Source organism: Flavihumibacter rivuli (assembly GCF_018595685.2).
GTDB lineage: Bacteria > Bacteroidota > Bacteroidia > Chitinophagales > Chitinophagaceae > Flavihumibacter > Flavihumibacter rivuli.
This window is the reverse complement of the sequence record NZ_CP092334.1, coordinates 1,104,927-1,131,180: the sequence shown is the minus strand read 5'-3', so window position 1 is coordinate 1,131,180 and position 26,254 is coordinate 1,104,927. Positions and strand designations below refer to the sequence as shown.

Here is a 26,254-nt window from a genome sequence, read left to right as displayed (position 1 = left end):
TCATTACAGACATGACGACTATACCTTTAGAATACGCAATTGGAGTAGATATTGGCGGTACCAATACCAAGTGTGGCATTGTTAACCGCCGTGGTGAGGTGTTGCAGTATGAGCAGTTGTCAACACCTGAATACGAGACTGCTGAGGAATTTGTAAATGCCCTTTGTGTCCGGTTGAACCTGATGGTGGAAAAAGTAGGTGGACACGACCTGATCAAGGGTATTGGCATAGGTGCCCCTAACGGTAATTATTACACGGGGACCATAGAATACGCCCCTAACCTGCGTTGGGAAGGTGTTGTGCCCCTGGCAGAAATGGTTTCGAAGAAAATGAATATGCCCACTGCGCTTACCAATGATGCCAATGCGGCTGCTGTTGGTGAGATGCAATATGGTGCTGCCAAGGGCATGCGTGATTTCATTACGATCACCCTGGGTACCGGTGTAGGCAGTGGCATTGTAGCCAATGGCCAGCTCATCTATGGCCATGATGGTTTTGCCGGTGAATTGGGCCACACCATTATCCGTCCCGGCGGCAGGCCACACTGGTCTACCGACCTCAACGGTTCATTGGAAGCTTATGCTTCTGCAACGGGTGTAGTGTTGAGCGCCAAGGAAATGCTGGCTGATCATCCTGATAAACCCAGCATGATGCGCAAATACCCTGAAGATGAATTGACCAGTAAGCATGTCTTCGATTGTGCCATGCAAGGTGATGAGATCGCCCTGGAGGTTTACCGCTTTACCGGCCAGATACTGGGTGAGGCCCTGGCTAATTTCGTGATGTTCTCCTCCCCTGAAGCCATCATCCTTTTCGGGGGATTGATCAAGGCAGGAAAACTGATCTTCGAACCTACGATCGAGCACATGGAAAGAAACCTGTTACCGATTTTCAGGAATAAGGTAAAAGTGATCAAGAGCGACCTGCATGAGGCCGATGCTGCCATCCTCGGGGCCAGTGCCCTGGTTTGGGAAATGAAGCAAAGCCATGCCAGTCTTTAATGGATAAAATCAAAGCAGCCTGGCCTGCTTAATGCATAGCAAAAAAGGGAGTAATCATGATTACTCCCTTTTTTGTTATGCATTATCTATTAAGATTAACCTGCTGATGCTGCTAACGCTTTTTCCTGCAGCCATTTTTCCTTACCATAACCGGGGATCACATGCTTTTCACTATGGTAGGAGGAACGTACCAGCGGACCGCTTTCTACATAATCAATACCGAGGTCATAACCGATCTCGCGGTACTCGGCAAATTCATCCGGATGGACGAAACGGTCAACCGGCAGGTGCTTTTTGGTGGGTTGGAGGTACTGGCCAATGGTCACAACATCCACGCCATTATCCCGGAGGTCGCGAAGGGTTTGGATAACTTCTTCCTTGGTCTCGCCCAAACCCAGCATGATGCCGCTCTTCACGCGCATGCCGCCTTCCTTGAGGGTCCTCAGCACTTCCATGCTCCTCCAGTACTTGGCCTGGATACGAACTTTGCGGGTCAGCCTTTCCACTGTTTCAATATTGTGGGATACCACCTCAGGAGCGGCATCAATGATGCGCTGCACCTGGTCCTTGTTGCCCTTGAAATCGGGGATCAGGGTCTCGAGGGTTGTATCCGGGTTGAGGTTCTTGACTGCCTTGATGGTATTGTACCAAATGGTGGAGCCCCCATCCTTTAATTCATCACGGTCAACAGAGGTGATCACCGCGTGCTTCACCTTCATCAGGTAAATGGCTTCCGCTACCCTTTGCGGCTCATCCCAATCCACCGGATCAGGCCTTCCGGTAGCCACGGCACAGAAACCGCAACTCCGGGTACAGGTATTGCCCAGGATCATGAAGGTGGCGGTGCCCGCTCCCCAGCATTCGCCCATATTGGGACAATTGCCGCTTTCGCAGATGGTGTGGAGCTTATGGTTGTCCACCAGCTGGCGGACATGTTTATAGTTCTCCCCTGTGGGCAGCTTTACACGCAGCCAGGAGGGTTTTTTGATCTTAGATTCGCTTTCGTTCAAAGCGGGTACAACGGGTAGTTCCTGCATACTTTTCATTTCAATGACCTCCGGCCGGGACAGGAATGGTCAGTTTCAATAATGCCCGGGCATTTGCCCAAGGATCAGGTTGGTTGGTAGAAGGGAGGCCCGGGAATGGGCAAAAATACATCACTTCCGCTTACCAAAGAGCAGGGAAACGTAGGCATTGAAAAAGAGGTTCTTGGGATCATTATTGATCATTTGCAATACCTCCTTGCTGTAGTATTCGATATTCACTCCAGCCTCAATAGCGGCAACCGATTCATTAAAACGGCCGTAATCGAAGCGCAGCGCGGTTTTCAGGTGGGCGCCCGGGTTGAATTTCACTTCGCTCCAACCCACAGTGAATCCGGATGCTGACAGGTAGATATACTGGTTGGGATCTTCAATTTCCGTGAACTGCTTGCGGCTTTGCTGGCCGGTCACCCTGTCTTCCACATCCACGAAATAGGGTTTTTCCAGCCCAATGGAGAGGCCTCCTGCCCAGAGGGCTGATACCGCCACACCGTTCTTATTACTTTTTCCACCTATAAGATATTGCTGGCCGAAGCCACCTTTCAACTGGTAGAAATTATTCACCTTGCCGTATACGAATTGGTTTACGTTGCCAAAGAGGTCAACACTGCCTGCATCCTTGTCTTCCTTCGGGTGTTTCTTTTCATTGAACTCAATCTGGATGATCCTGGTCTTGCGAGGCGTCAGGAACTTTCCCTTCTCCCAGGAAATACCATAACCATCGGTATTGAGTTTGATGCCAAATATGCTGTGTTTGGAAAAGATCATTTCCCCTTCTTCTTCCAATTTCATCAGGGCATTGATCTTCTCCTGTTTTTCTGCTTTCTTATCTTTCTTTGAACTCCTTGTAGTCTGCGCAAACATCTGCTGGGTAAGGATAAGACCTAAAGACAGGAAGAGTATTTTTTTCACAATAACGGTTTTAGCTTTCACTTGCCTAAATTTAGGCAAAAATAATAGCATGACAGCATCTGTAGTTTATGAAGGGCAGCTTCGTTGTTCTGCCACCCATAACCAGAGCGGCACCGTGATCGAAACGGATGCACCTACTGATAACCGTGGAAAAGGAGAAAGGTTCTCTCCTACTGACCTTCTTTGTGTAGCAATGGGAACCTGCGCCATTACTACAATGGGCATTAAGGCACAGGATATGGAAATTGACCTTTCCGGGGCAAGTATCGATATCCAGAAACACATGTTGGCGGACCCCAGAAGGGTGGGAAAAATTGATGTGATCATCCGTTTTCCGAAAACGTTAAACCTAAGTGAAAAAGACAGGACCATCCTGGAAAGGGTGGGTAACAACTGTCCGGTCGCTAAAAGCCTTTCACCTGAGGTGAACCTTAACCTGGTTTACGAATGGTAACCCCTTTGGCAATTACCTGTTCAGCAGGTAATTGCCTATCCTGCATTCCAGGCATCTCCTGTTATGACAATATAATTTCCTGAGCTCTAATAATGACTGGCTTTCGGCTGCCGAGGCCGGTACGATCCCCCACCTTTTCCATTCCCTGCACACCTGGTTTTCTTCAGCAGGCAAGCGAGCCAGCCAATTCAGTGCCTGTTGCCGGATGGCAGGGAGCTGCTGGTGCTTTCCATAGGCATAGACCAGGGGAGCTATACCGTTAATGATCAAATGATGTATCATGTCCCTGCCAATATGTTTGGGTTGGTAAGGTGTGGGTTCTTCCAGCCTGTAATGATAATGCCAGAAATCATTGGCGGTAATGTCGAGCATTGCTTCCAGTTCCTTTAGTTGTGTGCTTGCGATTAACCTGCTATGGATATTTTGCCGGGTTTGCAGGAAGGCTGCCAGTTGGGCAAGCCTGATGGTAGGGAATCCTGCCGGCCGCATACGCAGGAATTGAGCCTGGCCATGAACCGGCTTCAACTGGTGCTTGGCCTGCAGGAACTGGTATTCCCTTTGGAGTAATTGCACATAGGGATCGGCATGGGAGGCTTCCAGCAGGTTGGCCTGGCCTAATAATAAGGCCTCCAGCCGGATCAACTGGTTACGGTATTTGCTGATCAATAAAAAGGGAATAGACCTTGCTACCTGCTCAAAAAACGCAGCATTGACCGGGCCGCCAAAATGCCTGGCCAGCCACCACCAGGTAAGTTCCTCCCAGTTGTTACGGGTTTGCGGCAATATGCCCAGCAGTTCGGAGGATTTTCGGTTAAGCCTTTCCGTTACCAGGTCCTGCAGCCATTCCTGCCATACCTGTCCGGGTACTTCCTCCAGTTGCTTACTACAGGACACCTCATCCGGTTCTTTCATCAGCATGGCATACCTGTCCAGCAACATGACGGATACATGGGGTTGCAACACCAATGTGGGAATGGCGAGGCTCAGTACCGGGTCGTCATTCTCCCATACCACATGCAGTATCACGTTCCTGTACCTTGGATCATGGGTATGGTGATGCTGGTGCCATTGTGATGTCCTGATATGAAGTTCTATATTACCTGCCCAAAGGGTACCGTTGATGACCAACCTGGCATCACGGAAATCGGGGCCCTGGTGGTCGTTCAAACTGCCCGGGTCCAAAATGGTGACGGGCTCCCCCTGTTCCGTAATTAGGTTCCTGCTCTCGAAATACTTTCCCTGCCAGATGAATTGCAATAATTTTTCCTGCATGTCCTTTTTACCAAATTACATGCAGGCTGCACCGGAGTCAACCCGTAAATACACCCTGATTTAAGGCCAGTCCTGCAAGGCCATCACCACCTTGCTGACCGGAAGGCCCATCACATTGTAGAAGTCGCCCCTGATGGACTGTATACCTACTACGCCTATCCACTCCTGGATGGCATAGGCGCCTGCCTTGTCATAGGGCTGGTAGTGGTCAACATAATAAACCAGTTGGTCATGGGTGAGCGAATGGAAGCTTACCTCCGTAATATCGGCAAATGCCTTCTCTATCCCATTTTTTCGCATAACCACTCCCGTTATTACCCGGTGGGTCCTGCCGGAAAGCCTGCTGAGGATATTGATAGCGTCTTCCCTGTCTGTGGGTTTGCCGATCACCTGGTTGTCCAGTACCACAATGGTGTCTGCCGCCAGTACAAGTCTTTCCTGGCTGAACATTTCCTGTACCAACATCGCTTTTTGGCGGGCGATATGTACCGGTACTTCTTCTATGGCCATATACGGCGGAAAGCTTTCATCGGTTGGCTGGACAATAATATCGAAGGGGACCTCTGCCCACTCCAGCAATTGCTTTCGCCTTGGCGACTGGGAAGCCAGTACTATTCTTTCCATCAGAGATAGATTTTAAAAAAGACCATGGATAATATTCCTGCCAGCATCACCCACTTGATGGTGGTGCTCAGCCGGTGGAAGGAAGTGGGGGTATGGGCATTCTTCAGCTGGATAAAAGCCGCACCCATTGGAAGGACCACAGCCAGTATGCTATAGAGGGCTCCCAGCCACCAGCCTTTCAGGATGCCATAAAATTGTACGATGACCAGGGCGGTGGTCAATACGATCATCCAAACAAACACAAACATCTTGGTAACAGGCAGTCCCCATACAATGGGCATGGTCCGGCATCCATAGCGGGCATCCCCTTCCCTGTCCTCCAGGTCCTTCACCACTTCCCTGATCAGGGAGATGATGAAAGCAAAGCCGCTGTAGATCATGGTGAACTTGAACAGGGAATTGATGATGGAGGTATAGCCGGGAAGAGTCAGCCGGAACACACTGAATTCAGCAAAATAGATGACCAGGATGACCCAGGCTGTAAGCAGGGAAATGACCACATTGCCGATCAGCAACTGTTTTTTCAGCGTAGTGGAATAGAACCATAACAGTAATACACATGCGAAATTGGCCAGCCCGATCACCGGGTTGCCCAATCGCCAGGAGATATAGAAGGCCAATACCACCCCGGTTAGGGACAATACCAGGTGCCAGACAATGGCCCAGCGGCGGCGGATATACCTTTGCACTACAATGGCATCAGGCTTATTCACCTGGTCAATATTCAGGTCAAAATAATCGTTGATGATATAGCCCGCAGCGGCTATGCATACAGATGATAATACCAGCCAGCCAAATAGTTCAGGGCTGAGTTTGGGGTTAATGGTATCCAGTCCTTCTGCAACCGGCCCAAGGAAACTCGGTACCAGGATGCAATAATAGAACAGCACCTGCGTCAGGATAATGAAGAAAATATTGGGCCACCGGATCAACCGGAAAAAAGCTGCAATGACTTTCAAGGGAATGGTCTTGTTTAGGCAACAAATATAGGGTCTGCTTACTTGCTGGAAACGGTAAGGTCAATGCTCCAGTCGCCACGGAGTTTCATCACTTTTTCAATGACCTCCCGCACACAGCCCTCACCGCCTTTGTAGGGGCTGATGTAATGGGCGATGTGTTTGATCTCGGGTGCGGCGTCAGCCGGGGCACAGGCCAGGCCTGCCATCTTCATGACACCATAGTCAGGTATGTCATCGCCCATGTACAGCATCTCCATCCAATGCAGGGAATGCTTTTCCCGATAGGCTTCCAGCACCGCGATCTTGTCTTCCACCTTCAGGAACACATCGGTAATGCCCAGTTTGTTCAATCTCAGGCGTACCGCTTCGGAGGTTCCGCCAGAGATCACCAGGATCCTGTAGCCTTTCTTGATGGCCAGTTGCAGGGCATAACCATCCTTGATGTTCATCCTGCGGACCATCTGGCCATCATCGTAGATCCAGATGGTGCCGTCGGTCAGCACACCGTCAACATCCAGCACAAAAGTGGTGATCTGCTTGAAGCTATTGATTAAAGACATGCACAAATATTAAAAGAAAAAGTGACAGGCAGAAACCTGTCACTTCCCATTTTATTTTTGGTTATCGCGCCATTCATATACCCAGGAACTCTGGATCATTTCCAGGTGTCCTTCATTACATTCCTCCCGCTTCCCAACAAATCCGGGGAGCTCCAGCACCCACTCCAGCAGGTCGGTGAACCTGATCCGGTAGATCTTGCCTTCGTTGAAGTCGTCGCCGAACTTTTCATAGAGTTTCAAGGCGATATCTTCATAATCATTCCAATGAATGGGTGGTTCAAATTGTGCCATCTTATGTAGGGGTTTATTAAGTTGATAGTTTTTTGCTTACCAGTTTTTCCAACCAACCGATTCAATCGAGCTGGCTACTGTTCCTTATTCACCAAGGAACTGGGTTTGGTCAGGGATCGTTACGGTAATATTTCCCTGCTTTCCCGGAAGCAGTACGCACTGGCAGCCAAGACGGGAATTCAGGCGGGGGTTAACCGCACGATCAATAAAATCTTCCTCCTTATCGCTGATCTCTTCTACCAGGTCCTCTCCCTGTTCAACATAAAGGTGACAGGTACTGCAGGCGCATACGCCGCCGCAGTTATGGTGCAATTCTATATCGTTGGTCAGGGCTACTTCCAGCAGGCTTTGGTCAGGCGCTACCTGCTCAAGTGTAACCGGCTCCAGTCCTTTCTGTTCAAATTTAAAGGTGATCGAATACATCTCTTTTCCGTTTTGGGTGGCAAAATTATTGGTTAGTCCTTACATGAGGAAACTTCTTCCTTAACCATTTATAACCAGAAATGTTTAGTCCATCACTTCTCCCGCAGCTATATCCCTTTACATATTAGAGAAATGCTTACATTGGCACTGTTAAACCTCCCCAACATGAAATGGCTCAAAAAGGTCCTCCTGGTTGTACTCGTGATCATTGGATTATTCCTACTGATCGGCGCCTTCCTTCCGGGAAAAGCTTCAATCACCCGTTCTGTCGAGATCGCAGCTCCAGCCGCTTCGGTATATGCTGTACTGAACAACTTGAAAACCTACGATCATTGGATGCCCTGGAACCAGATCGATACCAACTGGAAGGTAGAGTATGCCGGGGTAACGGAAGGCAAAGGGGCCTGGTACAAATGGGAAAGTGATAACCCGGATGTGGGAAAGGGTAAGTTGACTATTACTGAGTCTGTTCCTTACCAGAAAGTGATGACCAGCCTTGAATTTGAGGGATTCGATGAACCTTCCCCGGCTGGTTGGGAAATCACAGCATCGGGCAATACCACAAAAGTTACCTGGACCATGGATGCTGCAATGGGCCATAATCCCCTCAACCGCTGGGTGGGGTTATTCTTCGATAAATTGTTAGGCCCACAGTTTGAATCCGGCCTAAGCATGTTGAAACAGAAGATCGAATCAGGAGAACTGAAGCCCAGGGAACCCAGGATGACGGTGGAACTGAAGGATATACCGGCCATGCAGGTCCTTACCCTTATGGATACTGCCATGACCATGAGCGATATAGGCCCCAAATTGCAGAAGGCCTATGGGGAGCTGGGTGAGACCATGAAGTCCAATCAACTCAATATGGCCGGTGCCCCTATGTCATGGTACTATTCCGAAAAAGAACCTTTTATCCTGGAGCCCGCCATCCCTGTCTCCGGCCAACCGGCTTCGCTCGGAGGACGGACCAGGTTTCGTAAGGTTCCGGCCGGCAAGGCTGTAGTAGTACATTTTTATGGGCCTTATGAGCAGTCGGGACTTGCCTATGCGAAGATCGCGGAATGGCTGAAGGCCAATAAGCTCACTCCTGCAGGTGCCCCATATGATGTGTATGTGGATGACCCCACTACCAAAAAAGATATGTATGAGGTGCTCACTGATATTGTTCAGCCGGTTAAGCAATGATCCCTTAACGGTAACCCCTATTCGAAAAGATCACACTGGCTTGCTGGTATCAACTGCTTCCCGGATAAGCCCGGAGAGTTGCCTGTAAAGTTCTTGCCATTGTGGGTGGCCTTCCATCAGGGCAAGGTGTTTCTCCATGGTTGGGGCGTCACCGCGCATAGCGGGGCCGGTTTGGAACCTAAAAGGATCCCCGGAATCGATCCGGGCAATTGTTTCCTGGATCAATGGTTGCAAAAGCGAGAACTCCAGATAGTTTTCCCGGCATAATTGATAGGCCACGGAAAAGAGGTAGTTGGAAAAATTGTTGACCCATACTGCCGATAGGTGCATGCGGAGGCGCTGCTCCCCATCTGCCATTTGGTATGGACTATCCATGGAGCGAGCCAGTTGTTGCAGTAAGGCCAAACCTTCACCTGTATTGGCTTCCAGTAAGACCGGTATCGACCGGGTCTTTGGTTGGTGGTCCCTAAGGCTTTGCAACGGATAGAATACCCCATAGCTGGAACTGATAGGTGCCAGGACATTACCTTCCACCGCACCTGCGGTATGGACCACCAATTCATCCTGCAATTGCATCAGCCCCGCCAGGTCCGGCAAAGCCCTGTCCGCAATGGCCACCAGGTAGAGGTCCATCTTTCCCTTCAGTTCTTTCCAATTGGCGCTTCCTTCCGCACCCAGCTGTTGGGCAAGTTGCCTTGCCCTGGCCTCATCCCTGCCTATCACCTGTATGATCTCATGGCCTGCCGACTTCATCCTTTCCCCCAGTATGGTTGCAACATTGCCATATCCAACTAGAACAATTTTCATTGTGTAGATTTACAGTATGAAATTAGCACAAAAGCTTGCCCTTAACTACCTGAGGGCCAAACTGAATTTTACGGCTGTATTTTCCAAACGCAAGGCTGCCGAAATGGCCTTTGAGATCTTCAGTACGCCTTTCAGGAAGTCAAAGAAGAAAGTGCCGCCCATATTTGATAAGGCAGACCGGAATTTTGTGCAGGTACAGGGAAACCGGGTGGTGGTGTACCGCTGGAACCTGGGAGGGATCAGGCGGGTGATAGTATGCCATGGTTTCGAATCCTCGGCAAGGAATTTCGACCGTTATATCGTACCGCTCATTAAAAAGGGATATGAAGTTATTGCCGTTGACGCCCCGGCCCATGGCGCTTCTGAAGGAAGGCAGATCAACCTGCCTATGTACGTGCAGACCTTATCGGAAGTATATAACCATTTTGGCCCTATCCAAAGTTTCATGGGACATTCTTTCGGGGGACTGGCCATTGCCCATTTCCTGGAGAATATCCACCATGATGACAGCTACAGGATAGCCTTGATAGCTCCCGCTACGGAATCGGTAACGGCCATGGAAACCCTGTTCGACCTGCTGCAACTGGATGAAGGAGTGAAGGAAGAATTTGAAAAGCTGATCGAAGAAAAGGCAGGTGTACCCCTTTCACATTTCTCCATCCCAAGGGCCCTGAATAATATCCATGCAAAAGTGCTATGGGTGCATGATGAGGATGATGATGTTACGCCTATCAGGGATGTCAAACCGCTGATCAAGGCCAAGCCTGAGCATATTGAATTCATGTTGACCAGGGAATTGGGGCACCGAAAGATATACCGCGATAATAAAGTAGTAAGGAAGGTGGTGGAATTCCTGTAATGTCTTAATACGGTTGCATGACGAAACAGGATCGGTCATTGACCGTCCTGTATTATCCGCGATCTTTTAATGGTTTAATGTCCTTCCTTTCCTTCCAGCATCGGGACGAAGGAGAAATTATCGAAGATTTCTTCAGTATAACTGCCATCAGCCTGTTTGGTAAGGCGCAACATCCGCTGTACATTTCCCTCCCCTACTGGGATGACCATTTTACCGCCTGTCTTCATTTGCTGGATGAGCTTTTCCGGGATGAATGGGGCAGCTGCAGTGATGATCACCTTGTCGAAAGGACCAAATGTGGGCAACCCTTCAAAGCCATCGCCATAAAAGAACTTGATGTTGTGGAATTTCTTCAGGAAGGCAAATTGTTTGTTCTGGTCGAACAGTGCTTTCTGCCTTTCAATGGTATATACCTGCGCACCCATTTCAGCCAGGACGCAGGCCTGGTAAGCACTCCCGGTGCCGATCTCCAATACCTTCTCAAATGGTTTTACTTCCAGCAATTGTGTCTGGTAGGCAACCGTATAGGGTTGTGATATGGTTTGGCCTACCTGGATGGGAAATGCGCGGTCCTCATAGGCCACTTCATCAAATGCAGAATCCAGGAAATAGTGTCTGGGTAAATTATTGATGGCTTCCAGTACCGTTTCGTCTGTAATGCCTTTCTGCCTGAGATGCTCAACCAGTTTCTTCCTTAAACCTTTATGCCTGTATGTGTCTTCAAACCTTCTCATAAACGCCCGCAAGATAATAAAAAACGTATCCGGCCCAGCTGATGGACCGGATACGTAGATGCTTTTTAGTTGACTATACTATTAATGACTGGCGGCTGGCCACCAGGTCATCCACTACAATTACAGGTTCATGTCTGCAATGATCCCCTTGATCCTGTTGTCAAGTTCCTCACTTACCTGTTTGAAGGAGGCGGCATTTGGCAGTTTGGTGTTCACACTGAAATAGAACTTGATCTTGGGTTCAGTACCACTTGGACGAGCTGAGATCTTGCTGCCATCGGCCAGGATGAACTGCAATACATTGCTCTTGGGAAGTTGGATCTCCCATTGCTCTCCCGTCTGGAGGTTGCGTCCCTTCCTCAATTCATAATCCAGCAATTGAACCACAGGTGAACCATTGATGGATTGTGCAGGATTATTACGGTAGCCTTCCATCATGGCGGCTATCTGCTGTTGTCCGTCCATTCCCTTCTTGGTTATGGAGATCAGGTGCTCCTTGTAGAAACCGTATTGAACATACAGGTCAATCAATTTCTGGAACAGGCTCCTGCCCTTGTCTTTTTCGTATGCAGCCATTTCACAAAGCAGGGCAACCGCACTCACGGCATCCTTGTCGCGGATCTGCGAACCGATCATCAGGCCATAGCTTTCCTCCCCACCTACTACATAGTTTTCCTTGCCTTCTTTCTCTTTGATCAGTTCAGCGATCCATTTGAAACCGGTCAGTACATTGTAGCAACTGATATTGCTCTGGCGGGCGATCTCATCGATCATTTCGGTTGTCACGATGGTCTTCACCACCATATCATTGGGCTGTGCCAGTCCCTTCACCTTCCTGGCCTCGATCATATAGTTGAAGGCAAGAACGGCAGTCTGGTTACCATTCATCAGCACCCAGTTGCCATCATTGTCCTTCACGCCAATACCTACACGGTCTGCATCGGGGTCGGTGCCCAGCAGGATATCGGCATCTATTTCCCTGGCTTTCTTCAGGCCAATGCTCATGGCCTCGGATTCTTCAGGGTTAGGATAGTGAACAGTAGGGAAATTACCGTCAGGGATGCTTTGCTCATCAACAATGGTTACATTGCTAAAGCCGAAAGCCTTGAGCACATCAGGTACCAGTTTGATACCAGTACCATGGATGGGGGTATACACGATCTTCAGGTCTTTCTGCCTTTCGATCACTTCAGGGTAAACACTGAGGCTCTTTACCATCTTGATATAGGCCTCATCAATTTCCTTACCGATCAGGGTAATATTGGCTTCACCACCATTCCATTTTACTTCGTCAACAGATGCGATCTTCTCCACTTCAGCGATCACATTTTTATCGTGCGGGGGTACCAATTGTCCGCCGTCATTCCAATAGGCTTTATAGCCGTTGTATTCCTTCGGGTTGTGGGATGCAGTGCACACCACGCCGGCCTTACAACCCAGGTGGCGGATCGAGAAACTCAGCTCCGGTGTCGGGCGCAGGGCTTCAAAAAGGAATACTTTCAGGCCGTTGGCTGCGAATACATTGGCCGTTGTTTCTGCGAAGAAACGGCTGTTGTTGCGGCTATCATGGGCAATGGCTACCTTGATCTCTTCACCTGGATAGGTTTGTTTCAGGTAATTGGCAAAGCCCTGGGTGGCCATACCCACTGTGTATTTATTCATCCTGTTGGAACCAACCCCCATGATACCACGCAGTCCACCTGTACCGAATTCAAGATTGCGGTAAAAGGAGTCTGCCAGCTCATTGGGATTTTCCGCCTGGAGTTGTTGAATGGTCTTTTTGGTTTCGGCATCGAAGTTGCCATCGAGCCATGTTTGAACTTTCGCTAGAATCGCTGCATCCATAATAACTGTTTTAAAATCGGCGTTGAAGTTATCAATTTTCACTATTCGAACCTGATTGACAGGCCAAAACGTATTTTTGTCCATCTGAAACCACATTCCTAGTGCACGATTCTAAATATAAAGTTTCTTTTCTTTCAGGCATTTTATTGCTCCTAACTTTTCTTGGTCATGGACAGGATAGGTCAGCCAGCAGTCCATCGGGAAAGCCTGCTCTTGTGTTGGAAAGGGATACGGTGATGGAGCCGCCGCCTGCACTGGTTAGCGGTATAACCAGTCACAGTACCACCCCATCAAAATCACGGCAGTGGCTGGTGGCTGGTGCGCATGCTGCCATCTGGACAGGTACCTATATTGCCCTGAACAAGGCCTGGTATGCGGATTATGAGAAACAGTCCTTCCATTTCTTCAATGATGGCAAGGAATGGAACCAGATGGATAAGGCGGGCCATGTATGGACTGCCTACCAATTGGGGCGTTTGTCATATGGTGCCTGGAAATGGTCGGGATTGAAACCCAGGACAGCGGTTTGGCTGGGCGGCGCCAGTGCCGTGGCTTTCCAAAGCATCATCGAGATCCAGGATGGATTCTCCGCTGAATGGGGCTTCAGTGTTTGGGATATGGTGGCCAATGTTGCAGGGGCTGGTGCGTTTGTCGCGCAGGAACTGGGTTGGAAAGAACAAAGGCTCCAGGTAAAAATGGGCTATTGGCCATACAGCTATCCCGCCGACCTGGTCGCCAGGAGGAATGACCTTTTCGGTAGTGGCACCATGGAGCGGATCCTGAAGGATTACAATAGCCAGACCTACTGGCTCAGCGCCAACCTGCGGAGCTTCTTTCCCCAAGCCCAATACCTTCCAAAATGGTTGAACCTATCCCTGGGCTATAGCAGTGACCTGATGCTGGGTGGCACCGAAAATAAATGGGAGGATGAGGAGGGAAATACGGTCGACCGGACTGATATTCCAAGGGTGCGCAGGTATTACCTTTCAGTTGACCTCGACCTAACCAGGATCAATACCCGAAGCAGTTTCCTCAGGACCATTTTCTATGCCCTGAATGCGGTGAAGATTCCCGCACCGGCCTTAGAGTACAGTCCAAAAGAAGGATTCAGGTTGCATGGCCTGCACCAGTAACCTATTCCAGGTAGGCACCGGTAACGCTATCCCCTTCCACCGTTACATAGATATGCTCCTGTAAGGTAGTGGCCAGTGAAAGCCCCACATAATCTGCCTTTACCGGGAAGGCCTTATGGGTGCGTTCGATCAGGCTAAGGGTTTGTATGGCCTTGGGATGCTCTTCCAGGAAGGGTTTCAAAGCGTAGAGCAGGGTCTTGCCGCTATTGGTAACATCATCCACCACAACGATCATCCTGTTATTGAAATCCATCTTCGGACTAACATGGATAGGACCGGGATTTCTTTTGTCCAGCCCGATTTCGATCACTTCGGATTCAATGCCGGCAATGGCCTTTATCCTGGCGGCTAGGATTTTCGCTATTACTACCCCGTTGTCCCTGATACCTGCAAGGATGATGGGTGATTTTTCATCCACCAATTGTTCTGCCATTTCGTAGGCCATCCTTTCCAGTTTGGTATTGGCCTGTACTGCGTCTAAAATATAGTTGCGATTCGTTGACATTGCTGAAATTCTGGCCGAAAAATTACAACAAAACATTGACCCAAACCTAAATCCATTAATTTAGTCGCACAATACCGTTTCTATGCAATACCTGCAACAGATTGCTTTTGTCCTATTGGCAGCTGCTGCCATTTGGTTCTTCAGTAAAAAAGTAAAGGAGATCAGGCGTAATATCTTGCTGGGTAAGGATGAAGATTATTCAGACAATCCTTCCGCAAGATGGAATAACCTGCTGCTGTTGGCTTTTGGCCAGAAGAAGATGTTCAAGAATCCCCTTGTGGCCCTGATGCACTTTATCATTTATGCCGGTTTTGTCATTATTAATATTGAAGTACTGGAGATCGTATTGGATGGCCTGTTGGGCACCCATCGTTTGTTTGCCGGTGTGCTTGGCGGATTCTATACTTTCCTCATCAATAGTTTTGAATGGCTGGCACTCGGTGTCATCATCGTTTGCGTGGCTTTCCTTGCCCGCCGTAATATGATCAAGTTAAAGCGGTTCATCAGCCATGACCTCGATGGCTGGCCAAGAACTGATGCGAATTATATCCTGTTCACGGAGATCGTTCTGATGACATTGTTCCTGACCATGAATGCTGCCGATACCATTTTACAGGAGCGTGGCGCAGGCCATTATGCTGAGCATATCACGGGTAGTTTTGCCGTATCCTCCTGGATCAAACCCCTGTTGGCTGGTTGGTCTGATAGCGCATTGGTGACCCTGGAAAGGGTTTGCTGGTGGTTGCATATTGCGGGTATTTTTGCCTTCCTGAACTACCTCCCCTATTCCAAGCATCTGCATATCCTGCTGGCCTTTCCCAATGCCTATTATGCCAGGCTGGAATCACAGGGCAAGATGAAGAACATGCCCGCAATCCAGAAGGAAGTACTTTATGCTATGCAGCCGGAACTGGCGCCCACCGAGGCTACCGAAGCCCCAAGCTTTGGTGCTAAGGATGTATTCGACCTGAGCTGGAGAAACCTGTTGGATGCCTATAGCTGCACGGAATGTGGTCGTTGTTCCTCGGCCTGCCCTGCCAATTCAACAGGTAAGCTGCTCAGCCCGAGGAAGATCATGATGAGTACGCGCGACAGACTGGAGGAAGTGGGAAAGAATATCAATATCAATGGTAGTTTCCAGGCAGACGGCAAGACGCTATTGCATGACTATATTACAGTGGAAGAGCTTCGCGCCTGCACTACTTGTAATGCCTGTGTGGAAGCCTGCCCGGTTAGTATTTCCCCCCTGGAGATCATCACTGAGCTCAGGCGTTCGTTGATCATGGAAGAGAGCAATGCTCCACAGGAGTGGAATGCCATGTTCAGCAATGTGGAGAATAATTTCGCGCCATGGAAGTTTAGCCCGGATGAGCGCGATGCCTGGGTAAGGTCCTGATCGTTGAAAGTTCTTTATAATAAAACAGCCCGGATGGGCTGTTTTTGTTTATGGGCAGGGTTTTCATTAAGCACCTGCATAATAGGAAATAATACCAGTATTACTGTTCATCTGCACTCGGCCCATAGATGCCCGGCAGTGGTACATTCAATAGGCGCAGGTAAACTGATAATTGGCCACGGTGGTGGATGATATGGTTAAAGACCATGCTTCTCAATACGACCATCTTGGGCATTGTAAAGAATACCTGGGGGCCGTTGCGGAGGGTCCATGGTTTCATCAACTCCTCATCCGTTACCTGCTGCAGGCTGCCAATGGCTTCTTCCCTGTGTTTTTCAAACAGTTCCATCAACTGCCTGGTGCTGTTCACTTCAGGCCATTCGAATTCCTGCTTGGAGAAATCCAGCTCATCCTGTTCTATGGTTACCTTGGCCCAGCCTGCCATTTGGGCTATATGCATGGCCAGGTGGTGGAGTGAATAGGATTTTTCGTGGGGCTTCCAGCTGAAATGCTCATCTGGCACCCTTTCCAGCATCCTGCGGGTATTGTCGCTCTCATGCTGGAATTCTGCTACAAGGGATTGGTTCATTGGCATAGCATAAAATTTAATTCAAGCTACAGAATATTGGGGTTTCCGGGAAAAGCTTTGATGAAGTTTGGATGAATATGGATATTTGGATAAAACCTTGGACTAATGGAACTGCTCAATTACCTGGCCCTTGGCGATTCCTATACTATCGGGGAACAAGTGCCCATTTACGATAGCTTTCCCTACCAAACGGTACAGATCCTCCGTAAGGCCGGACAGCCGGTTGCTGCCCCTGAAATCGTGGCCAGGACAGGATGGACCAGCTTTGAGTTGAGGGATGGCATAGCCGCCACTTCCTTGCTGCCCCGTTATGACCTGGTAAGTCTTTTGGTAGGTGTCAACAACCAGTACCGGGGGCTTTCCGTAGATGATTACGCCATCCAGTTCGAGGACCTGCTGCAACAGGCCATCGCCTTTGCCGGTGAAAAAAAGGAAAGGGTCGTGGTATTGTCCATCCCCGATTGGGGAGTGACCCCATTTGCGGATGATCGTGACCGTTATGCCATCGCCAGGGAGATCGACCAGTTCAATGCTGTCAATAAGGCTATCACTGTAGCAAATGGTGTAGCATACATAGATATTACCCCGGGTACTCGGGAAGCTGCCCATGATAATCGTTTATTGGCAGGTGATGGCCTGCATCCATCCGGAAGGGAGTATGCGCGATGGGCGGAGCGGTTGTCCCTGCATTTTCTTGGCGCCCTGGAGAAGTGAAACTTTATGAACTTATCATAATGGTGATTAACCATATTTCTGATAATACTATTTTATTCCATACGGGCTAGGAAGCTAATTGGTTGGTTATGAACATCCTTGTAGATGAAATTTTGTTCGGAAATATTCTTTCTGTCGCCCATGTTCTATTTTCTTACATTTAGGTAGTACTACCTAATGCTACTTTATGGACAACAAAATAAGGCTCGCAATCGTGGATAACCACCAGGTTGTGATCGATGGCCTGAAATCACTATTGGAGGGCCATCCCACATTTGTTGTAGTGCATGAATCCACGAAGCCTAAAGAAATGCTTGACCTGCTGGTTACGGATAATGTAGATATCCTCCTGACCGATATCATGATGCCGGGAATGGATGGTTTTGAACTGGCCAGGAAGGTGAAAAAGCTTTTTCCCCAAACCAATATTCTAGCTCTTTCCATGTCCCATCAGGGGGCTTTGATCAATGACAAATTCAATGAAGCCCATGTGGCAGGGTATGTACTGAAAAATGTTGGAAGGGCGGAGTTTCTCGAAGCATTAAAGGAAATTGCAAGTGGCGGAAAATATTTCAGTCCTGAAGTGCAGGCGGAAATCGCGAATGCCGCAGATCGCAAGAAAGAATTGCTTGATGCTGGAATCACCAATAGGGAAATGGAGATCATCCGGCTGATCGAAAAAGAAAAAAGCAATAAGGAAATCGCCGACCAGCTTTTTATCAGTGAGCGAACGGTGGAAACGCACAGGAAGAATATTTTCCGTAAAACAGGGGTGAGCACTGTATTGGGATTAGTGAAATATGCTTACGAACATGGACTGATCATCGCGGGCAGGGCTTAAACCGGGAACATAAACAACCTGGAAAATAAAAAGCCCGCCAAAGTTTAATCTAAGGCGGGCGATGTCGGGAAGACTGGATTCGAACCAGCGACCCCTTGCACCCCATACAAGTGCGCTACCGGGCTGCGCCACTTCCCGAACCGGTACAAACAAAGAACATCATTCCTCATTTGCGGGTTGCAAAACTAAGGGAAAATTTGATTTCACAAAAATCAAATAACTAATCTTAATTTTGCACAACGTTAAGCGAATGAAACTACTACTCCAACAGGTTGTTATCAACGATCCCCGCTCCGCACATAACGCTTCCCAAAAGGATATCCTGGTTATTGATGGTCATATTGCAGAAATTGGTGATGCTTTGGTTGCCGATGACGCAAAGGTTGTCGATGGTTCAGGATGGATGGCTGCCCCGGGTTGGGTGGATCCTTTTGCACATTTCAATGATCCCGGTTTCGAACATAAGGAAACCATAGCATCGGGTGCCCTTGCCGCTGCTGCCGGTGGGTACACCACGGTGATGGTGGTACCCAATACCAAACCTGTCATTGACAGCAAAACTGAAGTGGAGTATGTAATGGCCAAGGCCGCCAACCTCCCGGCCCAGGTATTGCCTATCGGCTCCATATCCAAAGGTGCCGAGGGTAAGGACCTTGCTGAAATGTATGATATGCGTGCCTCAGGGGCCATTGCTTTCAGTGATGGTATCCGGCCGGTTCAATCAGCGGGTATCCTGGTGAAAGCCCTGCAGTACGTAAAGGCCTTTGATGGTGTGGTCATCCAGATTCCTGATGATACCAGCATTGCGCCCCATGGGTTGATCAATGAAGGGATTGTCTCTACACGCCTTGGCCTGCCCGGTAAACCCATGATGGCCGAGGAATTGATCGTGGCTCGTGATATCAAACTGGCCCGCTATACCGATTCGCATATCCACTTCACAGGCATCAGTTCTCCCAAATCCGTTGAATACATCAGGCGTGCGAAGGAAGGTGGATTGAAAGTGTCCTGTTCTGTTACACCGTATCATCTTTTCTTCTGTGATGAAGACCTGATGAGTTATGATACCAACCTGAAGGTTAATCCGCCACTGCGCACAAGGCAGGATATGCTTGCCCTTCGTGAAGCGGTAATGCAGGGATGGATCGATTGTATTGCCACCCATCACCAGCCGCATGATTATGATGCCAAAGTGCTTGAATTCGAGTATGCCCGTTTTGGCATGATCGGCCTGGAGTCCAGTTTCCGTGCGGTCAATACGGTATTGCCCGGACTTTCAGCTGACCAGCTGGCTGCCTTGTTCTCCATCAATGCCCGACGCATCTTTGGATTGCCAGAGGCAAGGATCGAAGCCGGACAAGCTGCTGTCATCACCTTGTACAACAAGGAAGGAGAAACTGTTTTCACTACAAACGATATCAAGTCCAAGTGCAGTAACTCCCCCTTCGTTGGCCATAGCCTGAAAGGAAAGGTGATCGGAACCCTATTCCATCAAAAGGTTAATATTCCTGTTTCCTGATCATTATGCCAAAGAAACTTTCTGTCTGGGTAGGATTATCTGCCGGCCTGCTCTATACCCTTTGCCTGTTCATCACCTGGAAAGTTGGGATCGAAAGCATGGCTGCATTCCTTACCTGGTATGCCTATCTTCCGGTGATCTTTGTTTTGGTGCTGGGTGTTGCCTGGTGGTACCGTTATTCCTCCGGCGCCTTCCTGGAACTGAAGACCGTTATACAATACGCATTATTGGCCTACTTCATCTATGAAATGGTGTATGCGGTATCCAACTATGTGTTGTACGGCCTGCTGGATAAAGACCTTAACGCCAACCTGGTGGAGACCCTGTTCCGGCAGAGTGAAACGGAAATGCGTGCGAAAGGTGGTGAGAACATTGAAGCCAGGATCGAAGAGGCCCGTAAGTTGGCGGAGTCTGCTAAAAAGCCCCTCACCCTTGTGCAGGTGCTGATTGGTTCCGGCCAAAACCTGATCCTGCATTTCATAAAATCAGTTATAATCGCTACTATTATCAAACAAACCAATCCTGCCGCCCCTCAAAAGGCTGATTAATTATGGATATTTCTGTTGTAATACCGCTTCTGAATGAAGAAGAATCATTGCCTGAACTCTGTTCCTGGATCGGGAAGGTGATGAACGAACATGGATATTCCTATGAAGTGGTGATGATAGACGATGGTAGTACCGATGAGTCCTGGTCCGTGATCAGGGCACTGGGGGAACAAAACCCCAGGATCAAGGGGATACGCTTCCAACGCAATTACGGTAAATCTGCAGCACTCAATGAGGGTTTCAAGGCAGCCAGCGGTAAGGTAGTGATCACGATGGATGCCGATCTCCAGGATTCCCCCGATGAGATACCGGCTTTGTACAAGATGATCATGGATGAAGGGTATGACCTGGTGAGCGGTTGGAAGAAAAAGCGCTACGACAATACCCTCACCAAGAATATTCCTTCCAAGTTATTCAATGCAGCCACCAGGAAAGTGTCGGGTATCCAACTCCACGATTTCAATTGCGGTCTTAAAGCCTACCGGAAGAAAGTGGTGAAAAGCATTGAAGTATACGGTGAAATGCATCGTTATATCCCGGTGATCGCCAAATGGTCGGGTTTCCGCAAGATTGGCGAGAAAGTGGTGGAACACCGTGCGAGGAAATATGGGGTTACCAAGTTTGGCCTTAATCGTTTTGTGAATGGCTTCCTTGACCTTGCTTCCATCACTGTAGTGGGTAAATACGGTAAGCGCCCCATGCATTTCTTCGGCTTATGGGGAACGATTTTCTTCTTGCTTGGATTTGGCTTCAGTGCTTACCTGGTCATTACCAAGATACTTGACCCGGACAGTTACCTGACCAACCGTCCCCCCTTCTATATCGCGCTGGTGGCCATGGTGATCGGTGTGCAGCTATTCCTGGCAGGATTCCTTGGGGAATTGATCGCAAGGAATTCCTCACAGCGCAACTTTTATTTGATCGAAGACAAGCTGGGTATTGACTAGACGCTAACAATCTGTAATATTGCGGGGTCAGGTCAACAACCTGACCTTGTTTTTTCTGGCCATGAATATCGTCATATTAGGACCTGCACATCCCTTCAGGGGCGGTGGCATCACCACTTTCAATGAAAGGCTGGCCCGTGAACTGCAATCGCAGGGGCACCAGGTGACCATCGTTAATTTCACTGTCCAGTATCCTAGCTTTCTATTTCCCGGTAAATCGCAGTTCTCTGAAGAGCCTGCCCCAGCTGACCTTACCATCAGGCGCTGGTTGCATTCCATGAATCCATTGAGCTGGTTGTCTACGGGAAGGAAGATCCGCGACCTGCGGCCCGACCTGGTGATCGTGCGGTTTTGGCTGCCTTTCATGGGGCCCGCTTTCGGAACGGTATTGCGGCAGGTGAAGAAGAACAAGTCCACCAAGGTCATTGCCATCACCGATAACATTATCCCTCATGAGAAGCGTCCGGGTGATCTTCCCTTTACCAGGTACTTTGTTGGCGCCTGCGATGCATTTGTTTGTATGAGTGAAAAGGTGCTGCGCGACCTCAAAAAATTTGTGCAGGATGAAAGGCCGGTTATTTCGGTTGTGCATCCCCTTTATGATAACTTTGGTGCCGGCACCAGTAAGGAAAAAGCCCTGAAAGCCTTGTCCATTGAGGATTCGGGTCCCCTCCTCTTGTTTTTTGGGTTTATCAGGAAGTACAAAGGGTTGGACCTGCTCCTTCAGGCCATGGCAAAGGCCAGGACGAAGGGATTGCGTTTGCTGGTGGCAGGTGAGTTTTACGAAGACCCACAGGGGTATGATCAGCTGATCGACTCCCTTGGTATCAGGGAGCAATTGATCCTTCACACTGATTTCATTCCCAATGATGCCGTGAAGCATTATTTCAGTGCGGCCGATGTAGTAGTGCAGCCTTACCGCAATGCCACACAAAGTGGGGTAACACCACTTGCTTATCACTTTGAGTTACCAATGATCGTAACCAGGGTTGGCGCCCTGCCTGATTATGTTCCTGATGGTGTTTCTGGCCTAGTAACCGAACCAGATGCCGATGCCATTGCAATGGCCATCGATCGCTATTTTGAATTAGGCAAAGCCCATTTCCTACCGGGATTGATCGAGGAAAAAAGGCAATACTCCTGGGATCGGTTTGCCAATAGCATTATCAGTCTTGGAAAGCAGGTATAAGCTGATACAAGCACTGCTATTACCATTGTAACACATCATTATTCAGCCGGATCGGCTAATTTTGCAGGAATGTCAAATGTTATGAAAGCTACCATCCAACAGATCATAGCCGAATCCATCAGTGTAAAGCAACAACTTCTTGGTGATGAAGCCATACATCAAAGACTGGAAGAAGTGATCGAACTGATCACCACTGCATTCAGGAATGGCAACAGGCTTTATTTCTGTGGCAATGGTGGTAGCGCTGCCGATGCTCAGCACCTGGCTGCAGAGTTCAGTGGCCGGTTTTACCTGGATCGCGATGCCCTTCCTGCTGAAGCCCTGCACTGCAATACTTCCTACCTCACTGCTGTGGCCAATGATTACAGTTACGATGTGATCTATTCCAGGCTGGTGAAAGGCATCATGAACAAGGGGGATGTATTGATCGGACTGTCCACTTCTGGTAATTCCGGAAATATCCTCAAGGCTTTTGAAGTGGCCAGGGATAAAGGAGTGGTCACCATTGCCTTCACCGGTTCAACCGGGGGGAAAATGAAGGAGCTGAGCGATTACCTCTTCAATGTCCCTTCCAACATTACCCCAAGGATACAGGAAAGCCATATCATGCTTGGCCATATCATCTGCCAATTGGTGGAAGAGCGTTATTTCAAGCAATAAGCGGATATCACGGATACTGTCAATACCCTGTTTACCCTGTATATACTTTCAAGCAAGATCAATGCTGGACCTCAACGCAATAGACCAAAACTGGACCCTTTTCCTTGATCGCGATGGTGTGATCAATTACGAGAAGGAAAATGATTATATCTATCACTGGGATGAGTTCGTGTTCTATGAAGGGGTAAAGGAAGCACTGGGCAAATTCAGTAAGCTTTTCAAATACATCATCATTGTCACCAATCAAAGGGGAATCGAAAAAGGCCTGATGACGGAAGCCGACCTCCACGACATTCATATGCGCATGAAGGAGGAACTTGCCGGGGTTGACGCCCATATTGATGGGATTTACTTCTGCTCTTCCCTTGACAATGGGCATCCCAACCGTAAACCGCAGCCAGGAATGGCCTATCTAGCCGCGCAGGATTTCCCGGGTATCGATTTCTCCAGGTCTATCATGGTGGGCAACAATATCAGTGATATGGAATTTGGCCGCAATGCCGGCATGCATACCGTTTTCCTGCAAACAACCAGGCCCAACCAGGAAATCCCCCATCCTGCTATTGACCTGGCCTTTAAGAGCCTGTTAAATTTCGCAGAAGCATTGCCGCAGGCATAAAATTTAATAGATTACCATACGTTGAAGCCAGTATAGGCCAATGTATTAACTTCATGTTTATTCCGTTTATGAAAAGACTCTTGATTTGGTTGGTCCTGGGTTTGTCAGCAGGTAATTTATCTGCACAGTCTTCCTTACTAGCCCCGCAGGCTTTGAAGGAACTCAGGCAGCGGGAAGATTCCCTGAGGATCTATGCCGACAGCATGATCAATGCCGTTGCTGCAGGCAAGCGCTTCATGGCTGATAGTAATTTTGTCAGGACCCTGGTGAGGGGCCTTCAGGTTAAGCATTCCTTTCAATATCCTTTCGATTCGCTACAAACCGTTTCAAGGTTATATGCACCCGATAGCAGTTTCCGGGTATTTACCTGGCAGCTGAAAAAGGACGAATACTTTTATTACCAGAAGGGTGCCATACAGGTCAGGACGCCCGATGGTTCCCTGAAACTTTATCCCTTGTTCGACGCCTCCATGTTCACCAATAAACCACTGGATTCTGTCCGTACAAGGAGGAACTGGATAGGGGCCATCTATTACAAGGTGATCCAGAAGGAGTACAATGGAAAGCAATATTATACCCTGCTGGGTTTTGATGGGTATACGATAAGCAGTAACCGTAAATGGATGGAGGTGTTGAGTTTTGATGACAGGACAGGTGAACCTATGTTCGGCGGGCCTTTCATTAGTTATCGTCCGGACACCCTTAAATCCAACCTGGTGCTGAACAGGTTCAATATCGAGTACAAGAAGGAAGCCTCCACTACCTTCAATTACAATAGTGAGATGGACATGATCATTTTTGATCACCTGATCTCTGAATCGGAGGAACCCCAAAGAAGGGAAACCTATGTTCCGGATGGGGACTTCGAAGGTTTCCAATGGAAGAATGGTAAATGGGTACATGTTCCCAAGGTTTTTGATTATGTTCCCGACCAGTTCAAGAACATAGATCCACTGCTGGGTAATGCGCCTGCTGAAGATGCGATCAGGGACAAGGATGGCAATATTGACGAAAAGAAGCTGGAAGAACGTTCCCGTAAGAATGACGAAAAGGCCAAGGAGAAACCAAAGCCGAAAAAGCCCGGAGGGGAGCAATAACCAACCATCATTTGCCTGAAGAGAATCCCATACCAACAACTACTGCATTGCCCTTGCGGTACCTGGTGTTGCAATACGCCAATACCGCCTTCAATATTATATTCCCGCTCATTCTATTTCCCTATACCACAAGGGTATTGGGGCCGGCCGGCTATGGTGTGATCGGTTTTTACGAATCCATGTTGCTGGTGGTTAGTGTGTGGGCTGCCTTCGGTGTAAACTTTTTCGGGTTGAGGTTGCTTAGTAAGTCTGCCATCGGTGATACCGCACAGGCCAACAGGGTATTGCATTTGCTGCTGATCAATCTACTGATGGCCATGGCCGGGGTGGTGGTTTACCTCCTTTATGTCCTGAATAAGGCGATACCCATTGGAAGCAGGCAGATCACCTTTCTGTATGCCTACATCATGCTGATCTATATGGTGCACCTGGATTGGTATTTTCAATCCCAGGAAAGGTTCCGCTTCCTCATGCTCAGGACCTTCTTCCTTAGGGTGTTCATTTTGGTAGGATCACTCCTATTTGTAAAAAAAGCAGATGACCTCATCATTTATATCCTGATCAGTACATTCAACTATTCCCTCATTGCACTGAGCAGTATCTGGAATATCAGGGATTTATTTCCCCATTGGAAATGGGACCCTGCCCTGTTCAGGGACCTCATCAGATCTATGTTCCCCTTTGCCGCAATCGGAGTATTGAGTGCCTTGTATTTTAGTTGGGATACCATCTTACTGGCAAGGATCGGTAAGGTGGCTGACCTGGGACATTATACCGTTGCGGCTAAGATCGTTCGGTTAAGCATGAACGTTTTTGTCGGGGCTTCCATCGTATTCTTCGTTCGGCTCTTCCGCACCGAAGTGGATCGTAACCTGCAGGAGCAAAGCGTAAAAATGACCATTCATTTCAGCCTGCCCATTGCAGCCCTGATCTTTTGTTTCGCCCAGCCCATAATCTTCTTCGTGTCCGGGAAGGCCTATCTCCCATCAGTGGTCCTGTTACGGATCTTTGCCCTTTTATGGGTGGTGGTACCCCTGCACGATTTCTTTACAATCCAGGTTTTACTGGTGCACCATAGGGAGAAGTTATTGGCATTGCTCTATTTGTCTGCCTCGATAATTTCCCTTTTATTGAACCTTCTCCTTATCCCCCTCTATTTCACAACCGGTGCAGCTGTTTCCGTTGTGATCGTGGAGTTTATGGTATTGGTCGCTGGCATCTATTTTTCGAGACGGTATTTTCATTTTGGTACAGCCTTGTTAAGGGAGTTTGTATTTGCTGCATCATCTTTCCCAGTTGCCCTGTTGGCAGCGCAGGTTGCCTTTATCATTACCGATATGCCCTTCCTGCAATTGGTAAGTGGGGTATTGGTATTTGGAGCAGGCTATGCCCTTCTGCAGTTGGTCATCTTCCGCAATGGTTTCTGGACCGGGCTCCTGGTATTGGTAAGGGATAAGCTAAGCGGTAAAAGGTCGATGGAATTGGATCAGTAAAGCAGCTGACCGTTAAAGGAAAGGCCGGATTGGAT

Annotated in this window: 29 protein-coding genes and 1 tRNA gene; 16 read left to right on the top strand and 14 right to left on the bottom strand. The window is 48.7% G+C overall.

What is annotated here, in order from left to right:
- The first annotated feature begins 11 nt into the window (after positions 1-11).
- Entirely contained in the window at positions 12-1,001 is a 990-nt protein-coding gene (locus KJS94_RS05090) for an ROK family protein (RefSeq protein ID WP_214446234.1), read from the top strand.
- A 95-nt stretch (positions 1,002-1,096) separates the two neighbouring features.
- On the opposite strand, the gene lipA is transcribed toward KJS94_RS05090, so the two are convergent.
- Complete coding sequence (gene lipA, locus KJS94_RS05085) at positions 1,097-2,038, bottom strand: lipoyl synthase (protein WP_214446233.1); 942 nt, start codon at positions 2,036-2,038, stop codon at positions 1,097-1,099.
- A gap of 120 nt (positions 2,039-2,158) precedes the next feature.
- The gene (locus tag KJS94_RS05080; RefSeq protein ID WP_214446232.1) at positions 2,159-2,956 is read right to left on the bottom strand and encodes a hypothetical protein; all 798 of its coding nucleotides are present in this window, start codon (positions 2,954-2,956) and stop codon (positions 2,159-2,161) included.
- 49 nt (positions 2,957-3,005) lie between these two features.
- Between KJS94_RS05080 and KJS94_RS05075 the strand changes: the two genes are divergently transcribed.
- Positions 3,006-3,410: an OsmC family protein gene (locus KJS94_RS05075; RefSeq protein WP_214446231.1), complete on the top strand. Its 405-nt coding sequence runs from the start codon at positions 3,006-3,008 to the stop codon at positions 3,408-3,410.
- A gap of 12 nt (positions 3,411-3,422) precedes the next feature.
- Here the strand turns inward: KJS94_RS05075 and KJS94_RS05070 are convergent, their stop codons facing one another.
- From KJS94_RS05070 to KJS94_RS05045, 6 genes are all read right to left on the bottom strand, one after another.
- Positions 3,423-4,682, bottom strand: a complete 1,260-nt coding sequence (locus tag KJS94_RS05070) for a DUF2851 family protein (protein ID WP_214446230.1) — start codon at positions 4,680-4,682, stop codon at positions 3,423-3,425.
- 60 nt (positions 4,683-4,742) lie between these two features.
- Positions 4,743-5,306: a Maf family protein gene (locus KJS94_RS05065; protein ID WP_214446229.1), complete on the bottom strand. Its 564-nt coding sequence runs from the start codon at positions 5,304-5,306 to the stop codon at positions 4,743-4,745.
- Positions 5,306-6,265 (bottom strand): geranylgeranylglycerol-phosphate geranylgeranyltransferase, encoded by a 960-nt coding sequence (locus KJS94_RS05060; RefSeq protein WP_214446228.1) that lies wholly within the window; start codon positions 6,263-6,265, stop codon positions 5,306-5,308. The genes KJS94_RS05065 and KJS94_RS05060 overlap by 1 nt, the downstream gene beginning before the upstream one ends.
- A 38-nt stretch (positions 6,266-6,303) precedes the next feature.
- Positions 6,304-6,825 (bottom strand): KdsC family phosphatase, encoded by a 522-nt coding sequence (locus KJS94_RS05055; protein WP_214446227.1) that lies wholly within the window; start codon positions 6,823-6,825, stop codon positions 6,304-6,306.
- 51 nt (positions 6,826-6,876) lie between these two features.
- Positions 6,877-7,116, bottom strand: coding sequence for a Fe-S cluster assembly protein IscX (gene iscX, locus KJS94_RS05050; RefSeq protein ID WP_214446226.1), 240 nt, complete (start codon positions 7,114-7,116; stop codon positions 6,877-6,879).
- 84 nt (positions 7,117-7,200) lie between these two features.
- Entirely contained in the window at positions 7,201-7,539 is a 339-nt protein-coding gene (locus tag KJS94_RS05045) for a 2Fe-2S iron-sulfur cluster-binding protein (protein ID WP_214446225.1), read from the bottom strand.
- Between the two features lie 165 nt (positions 7,540-7,704).
- Between KJS94_RS05045 and KJS94_RS05040 the strand changes: the two genes are divergently transcribed.
- Positions 7,705-8,724: an SRPBCC family protein gene (locus KJS94_RS05040; protein ID WP_214446224.1), complete on the top strand. Its 1,020-nt coding sequence runs from the start codon at positions 7,705-7,707 to the stop codon at positions 8,722-8,724.
- 30 nt (positions 8,725-8,754) lie between these two features.
- Here KJS94_RS05040 and KJS94_RS05035 read toward each other — a convergent pair whose 3' ends face one another.
- A complete protein-coding gene (locus tag KJS94_RS05035; RefSeq protein WP_214446223.1) occupies positions 8,755-9,531 on the bottom strand; it encodes a Rossmann-like and DUF2520 domain-containing protein in 777 nt (258 codons plus the stop codon).
- 16 nt (positions 9,532-9,547) lie between these two features.
- Between KJS94_RS05035 and KJS94_RS05030 the strand changes: the two genes are divergently transcribed.
- Positions 9,548-10,390: an alpha/beta hydrolase gene (locus KJS94_RS05030; protein WP_214446222.1), complete on the top strand. Its 843-nt coding sequence runs from the start codon at positions 9,548-9,550 to the stop codon at positions 10,388-10,390.
- Positions 10,391-10,464: 74 nt separating this feature from the next.
- Here KJS94_RS05030 and KJS94_RS05025 read toward each other — a convergent pair whose 3' ends face one another.
- Both KJS94_RS05025 and KJS94_RS05020 read right to left on the bottom strand, forming a co-directional pair.
- A complete protein-coding gene (locus KJS94_RS05025; RefSeq protein ID WP_214446221.1) occupies positions 10,465-11,124 on the bottom strand; it encodes a protein-L-isoaspartate(D-aspartate) O-methyltransferase in 660 nt (219 codons plus the stop codon).
- A gap of 120 nt (positions 11,125-11,244) precedes the next feature.
- On the bottom strand, positions 11,245-12,969 hold the full coding sequence (locus tag KJS94_RS05020) for a phospho-sugar mutase (protein ID WP_214446220.1): 1,725 nt from the start codon (positions 12,967-12,969) through the stop codon (positions 11,245-11,247).
- Positions 12,970-13,184: 215 nt separating this feature from the next.
- On the opposite strand from KJS94_RS05020, the gene KJS94_RS05015 reads away from it, so the two are divergent.
- Positions 13,185-14,102, top strand: coding sequence for a DUF2279 domain-containing protein (locus tag KJS94_RS05015; protein ID WP_239804298.1), 918 nt, complete (start codon positions 13,185-13,187; stop codon positions 14,100-14,102).
- Between the two features lies 1 nt (position 14,103).
- Here KJS94_RS05015 and KJS94_RS05010 read toward each other — a convergent pair whose 3' ends face one another.
- Positions 14,104-14,607: a phosphoribosyltransferase family protein gene (locus KJS94_RS05010; protein WP_214446218.1), complete on the bottom strand. Its 504-nt coding sequence runs from the start codon at positions 14,605-14,607 to the stop codon at positions 14,104-14,106.
- Positions 14,608-14,689: 82 nt separating this feature from the next.
- On the opposite strand from KJS94_RS05010, the gene KJS94_RS05005 reads away from it, so the two are divergent.
- Positions 14,690-16,003, top strand: coding sequence for a 4Fe-4S dicluster domain-containing protein (locus KJS94_RS05005; RefSeq protein WP_214446217.1), 1,314 nt, complete (start codon positions 14,690-14,692; stop codon positions 16,001-16,003).
- 100 nt (positions 16,004-16,103) lie between these two features.
- Here the strand turns inward: KJS94_RS05005 and KJS94_RS05000 are convergent, their stop codons facing one another.
- On the bottom strand, positions 16,104-16,598 hold the full coding sequence (locus tag KJS94_RS05000) for a DinB family protein (protein ID WP_239804297.1): 495 nt from the start codon (positions 16,596-16,598) through the stop codon (positions 16,104-16,106).
- Positions 16,599-16,697: 99 nt separating this feature from the next.
- Here KJS94_RS05000 and KJS94_RS04995 point away from each other — a divergent pair, with 99 nt between their 5' ends.
- Entirely contained in the window at positions 16,698-17,306 is a 609-nt protein-coding gene (locus tag KJS94_RS04995; RefSeq protein ID WP_214446216.1) for an SGNH/GDSL hydrolase family protein, read from the top strand.
- A 187-nt stretch (positions 17,307-17,493) separates the two neighbouring features.
- Positions 17,494-18,147, top strand: a complete 654-nt coding sequence (locus KJS94_RS04990) for a response regulator (RefSeq protein ID WP_214446215.1) — start codon at positions 17,494-17,496, stop codon at positions 18,145-18,147.
- A gap of 64 nt (positions 18,148-18,211) precedes the next feature.
- Here KJS94_RS04990 and KJS94_RS04985 read toward each other — a convergent pair.
- Positions 18,212-18,285 (bottom strand) — tRNA-Pro (locus KJS94_RS04985).
- A 112-nt stretch (positions 18,286-18,397) separates the two neighbouring features.
- On the opposite strand from KJS94_RS04985, the gene KJS94_RS04980 reads away from it, so the two are divergent.
- The 8 genes from KJS94_RS04980 to KJS94_RS04945 all read left to right on the top strand — a co-directional run bounded on the left by KJS94_RS04980 (position 18,398) and on the right by KJS94_RS04945 (position 26,219).
- Positions 18,398-19,666, top strand: a complete 1,269-nt coding sequence (locus KJS94_RS04980) for a dihydroorotase (RefSeq protein ID WP_214446214.1) — start codon at positions 18,398-18,400, stop codon at positions 19,664-19,666.
- Between the two features lie 5 nt (positions 19,667-19,671).
- A complete protein-coding gene (locus tag KJS94_RS04975) occupies positions 19,672-20,214 on the top strand; it encodes a DUF4199 domain-containing protein (protein ID WP_214446213.1) in 543 nt (180 codons plus the stop codon).
- Between the two features lie 2 nt (positions 20,215-20,216).
- On the top strand, positions 20,217-21,161 hold the full coding sequence (locus KJS94_RS04970) for a glycosyltransferase family 2 protein (RefSeq protein WP_214446212.1): 945 nt from the start codon (positions 20,217-20,219) through the stop codon (positions 21,159-21,161).
- 61 nt (positions 21,162-21,222) lie between these two features.
- Positions 21,223-22,350 (top strand): glycosyltransferase, encoded by a 1,128-nt coding sequence (locus KJS94_RS04965; protein ID WP_214446211.1) that lies wholly within the window; start codon positions 21,223-21,225, stop codon positions 22,348-22,350.
- A gap of 69 nt (positions 22,351-22,419) precedes the next feature.
- Positions 22,420-23,010, top strand: coding sequence for a D-sedoheptulose-7-phosphate isomerase (locus tag KJS94_RS04960; protein WP_214446210.1), 591 nt, complete (start codon positions 22,420-22,422; stop codon positions 23,008-23,010).
- A 61-nt stretch (positions 23,011-23,071) separates the two neighbouring features.
- Positions 23,072-23,629 carry a D-glycero-alpha-D-manno-heptose-1,7-bisphosphate 7-phosphatase gene (locus tag KJS94_RS04955; RefSeq protein WP_214446209.1) on the top strand — a complete coding sequence of 186 codons (558 nt, stop codon included), beginning with the start codon at positions 23,072-23,074 and terminating at the stop codon, positions 23,627-23,629.
- A 68-nt stretch (positions 23,630-23,697) separates the two neighbouring features.
- Entirely contained in the window at positions 23,698-24,726 is a 1,029-nt protein-coding gene (locus tag KJS94_RS04950) for a hypothetical protein (RefSeq protein WP_214446208.1), read from the top strand.
- 11 nt (positions 24,727-24,737) lie between these two features.
- A complete protein-coding gene (locus KJS94_RS04945; protein ID WP_214446207.1) occupies positions 24,738-26,219 on the top strand; it encodes an oligosaccharide flippase family protein in 1,482 nt (493 codons plus the stop codon).
- Positions 26,220-26,254: the final 35 nt, after the last annotated feature.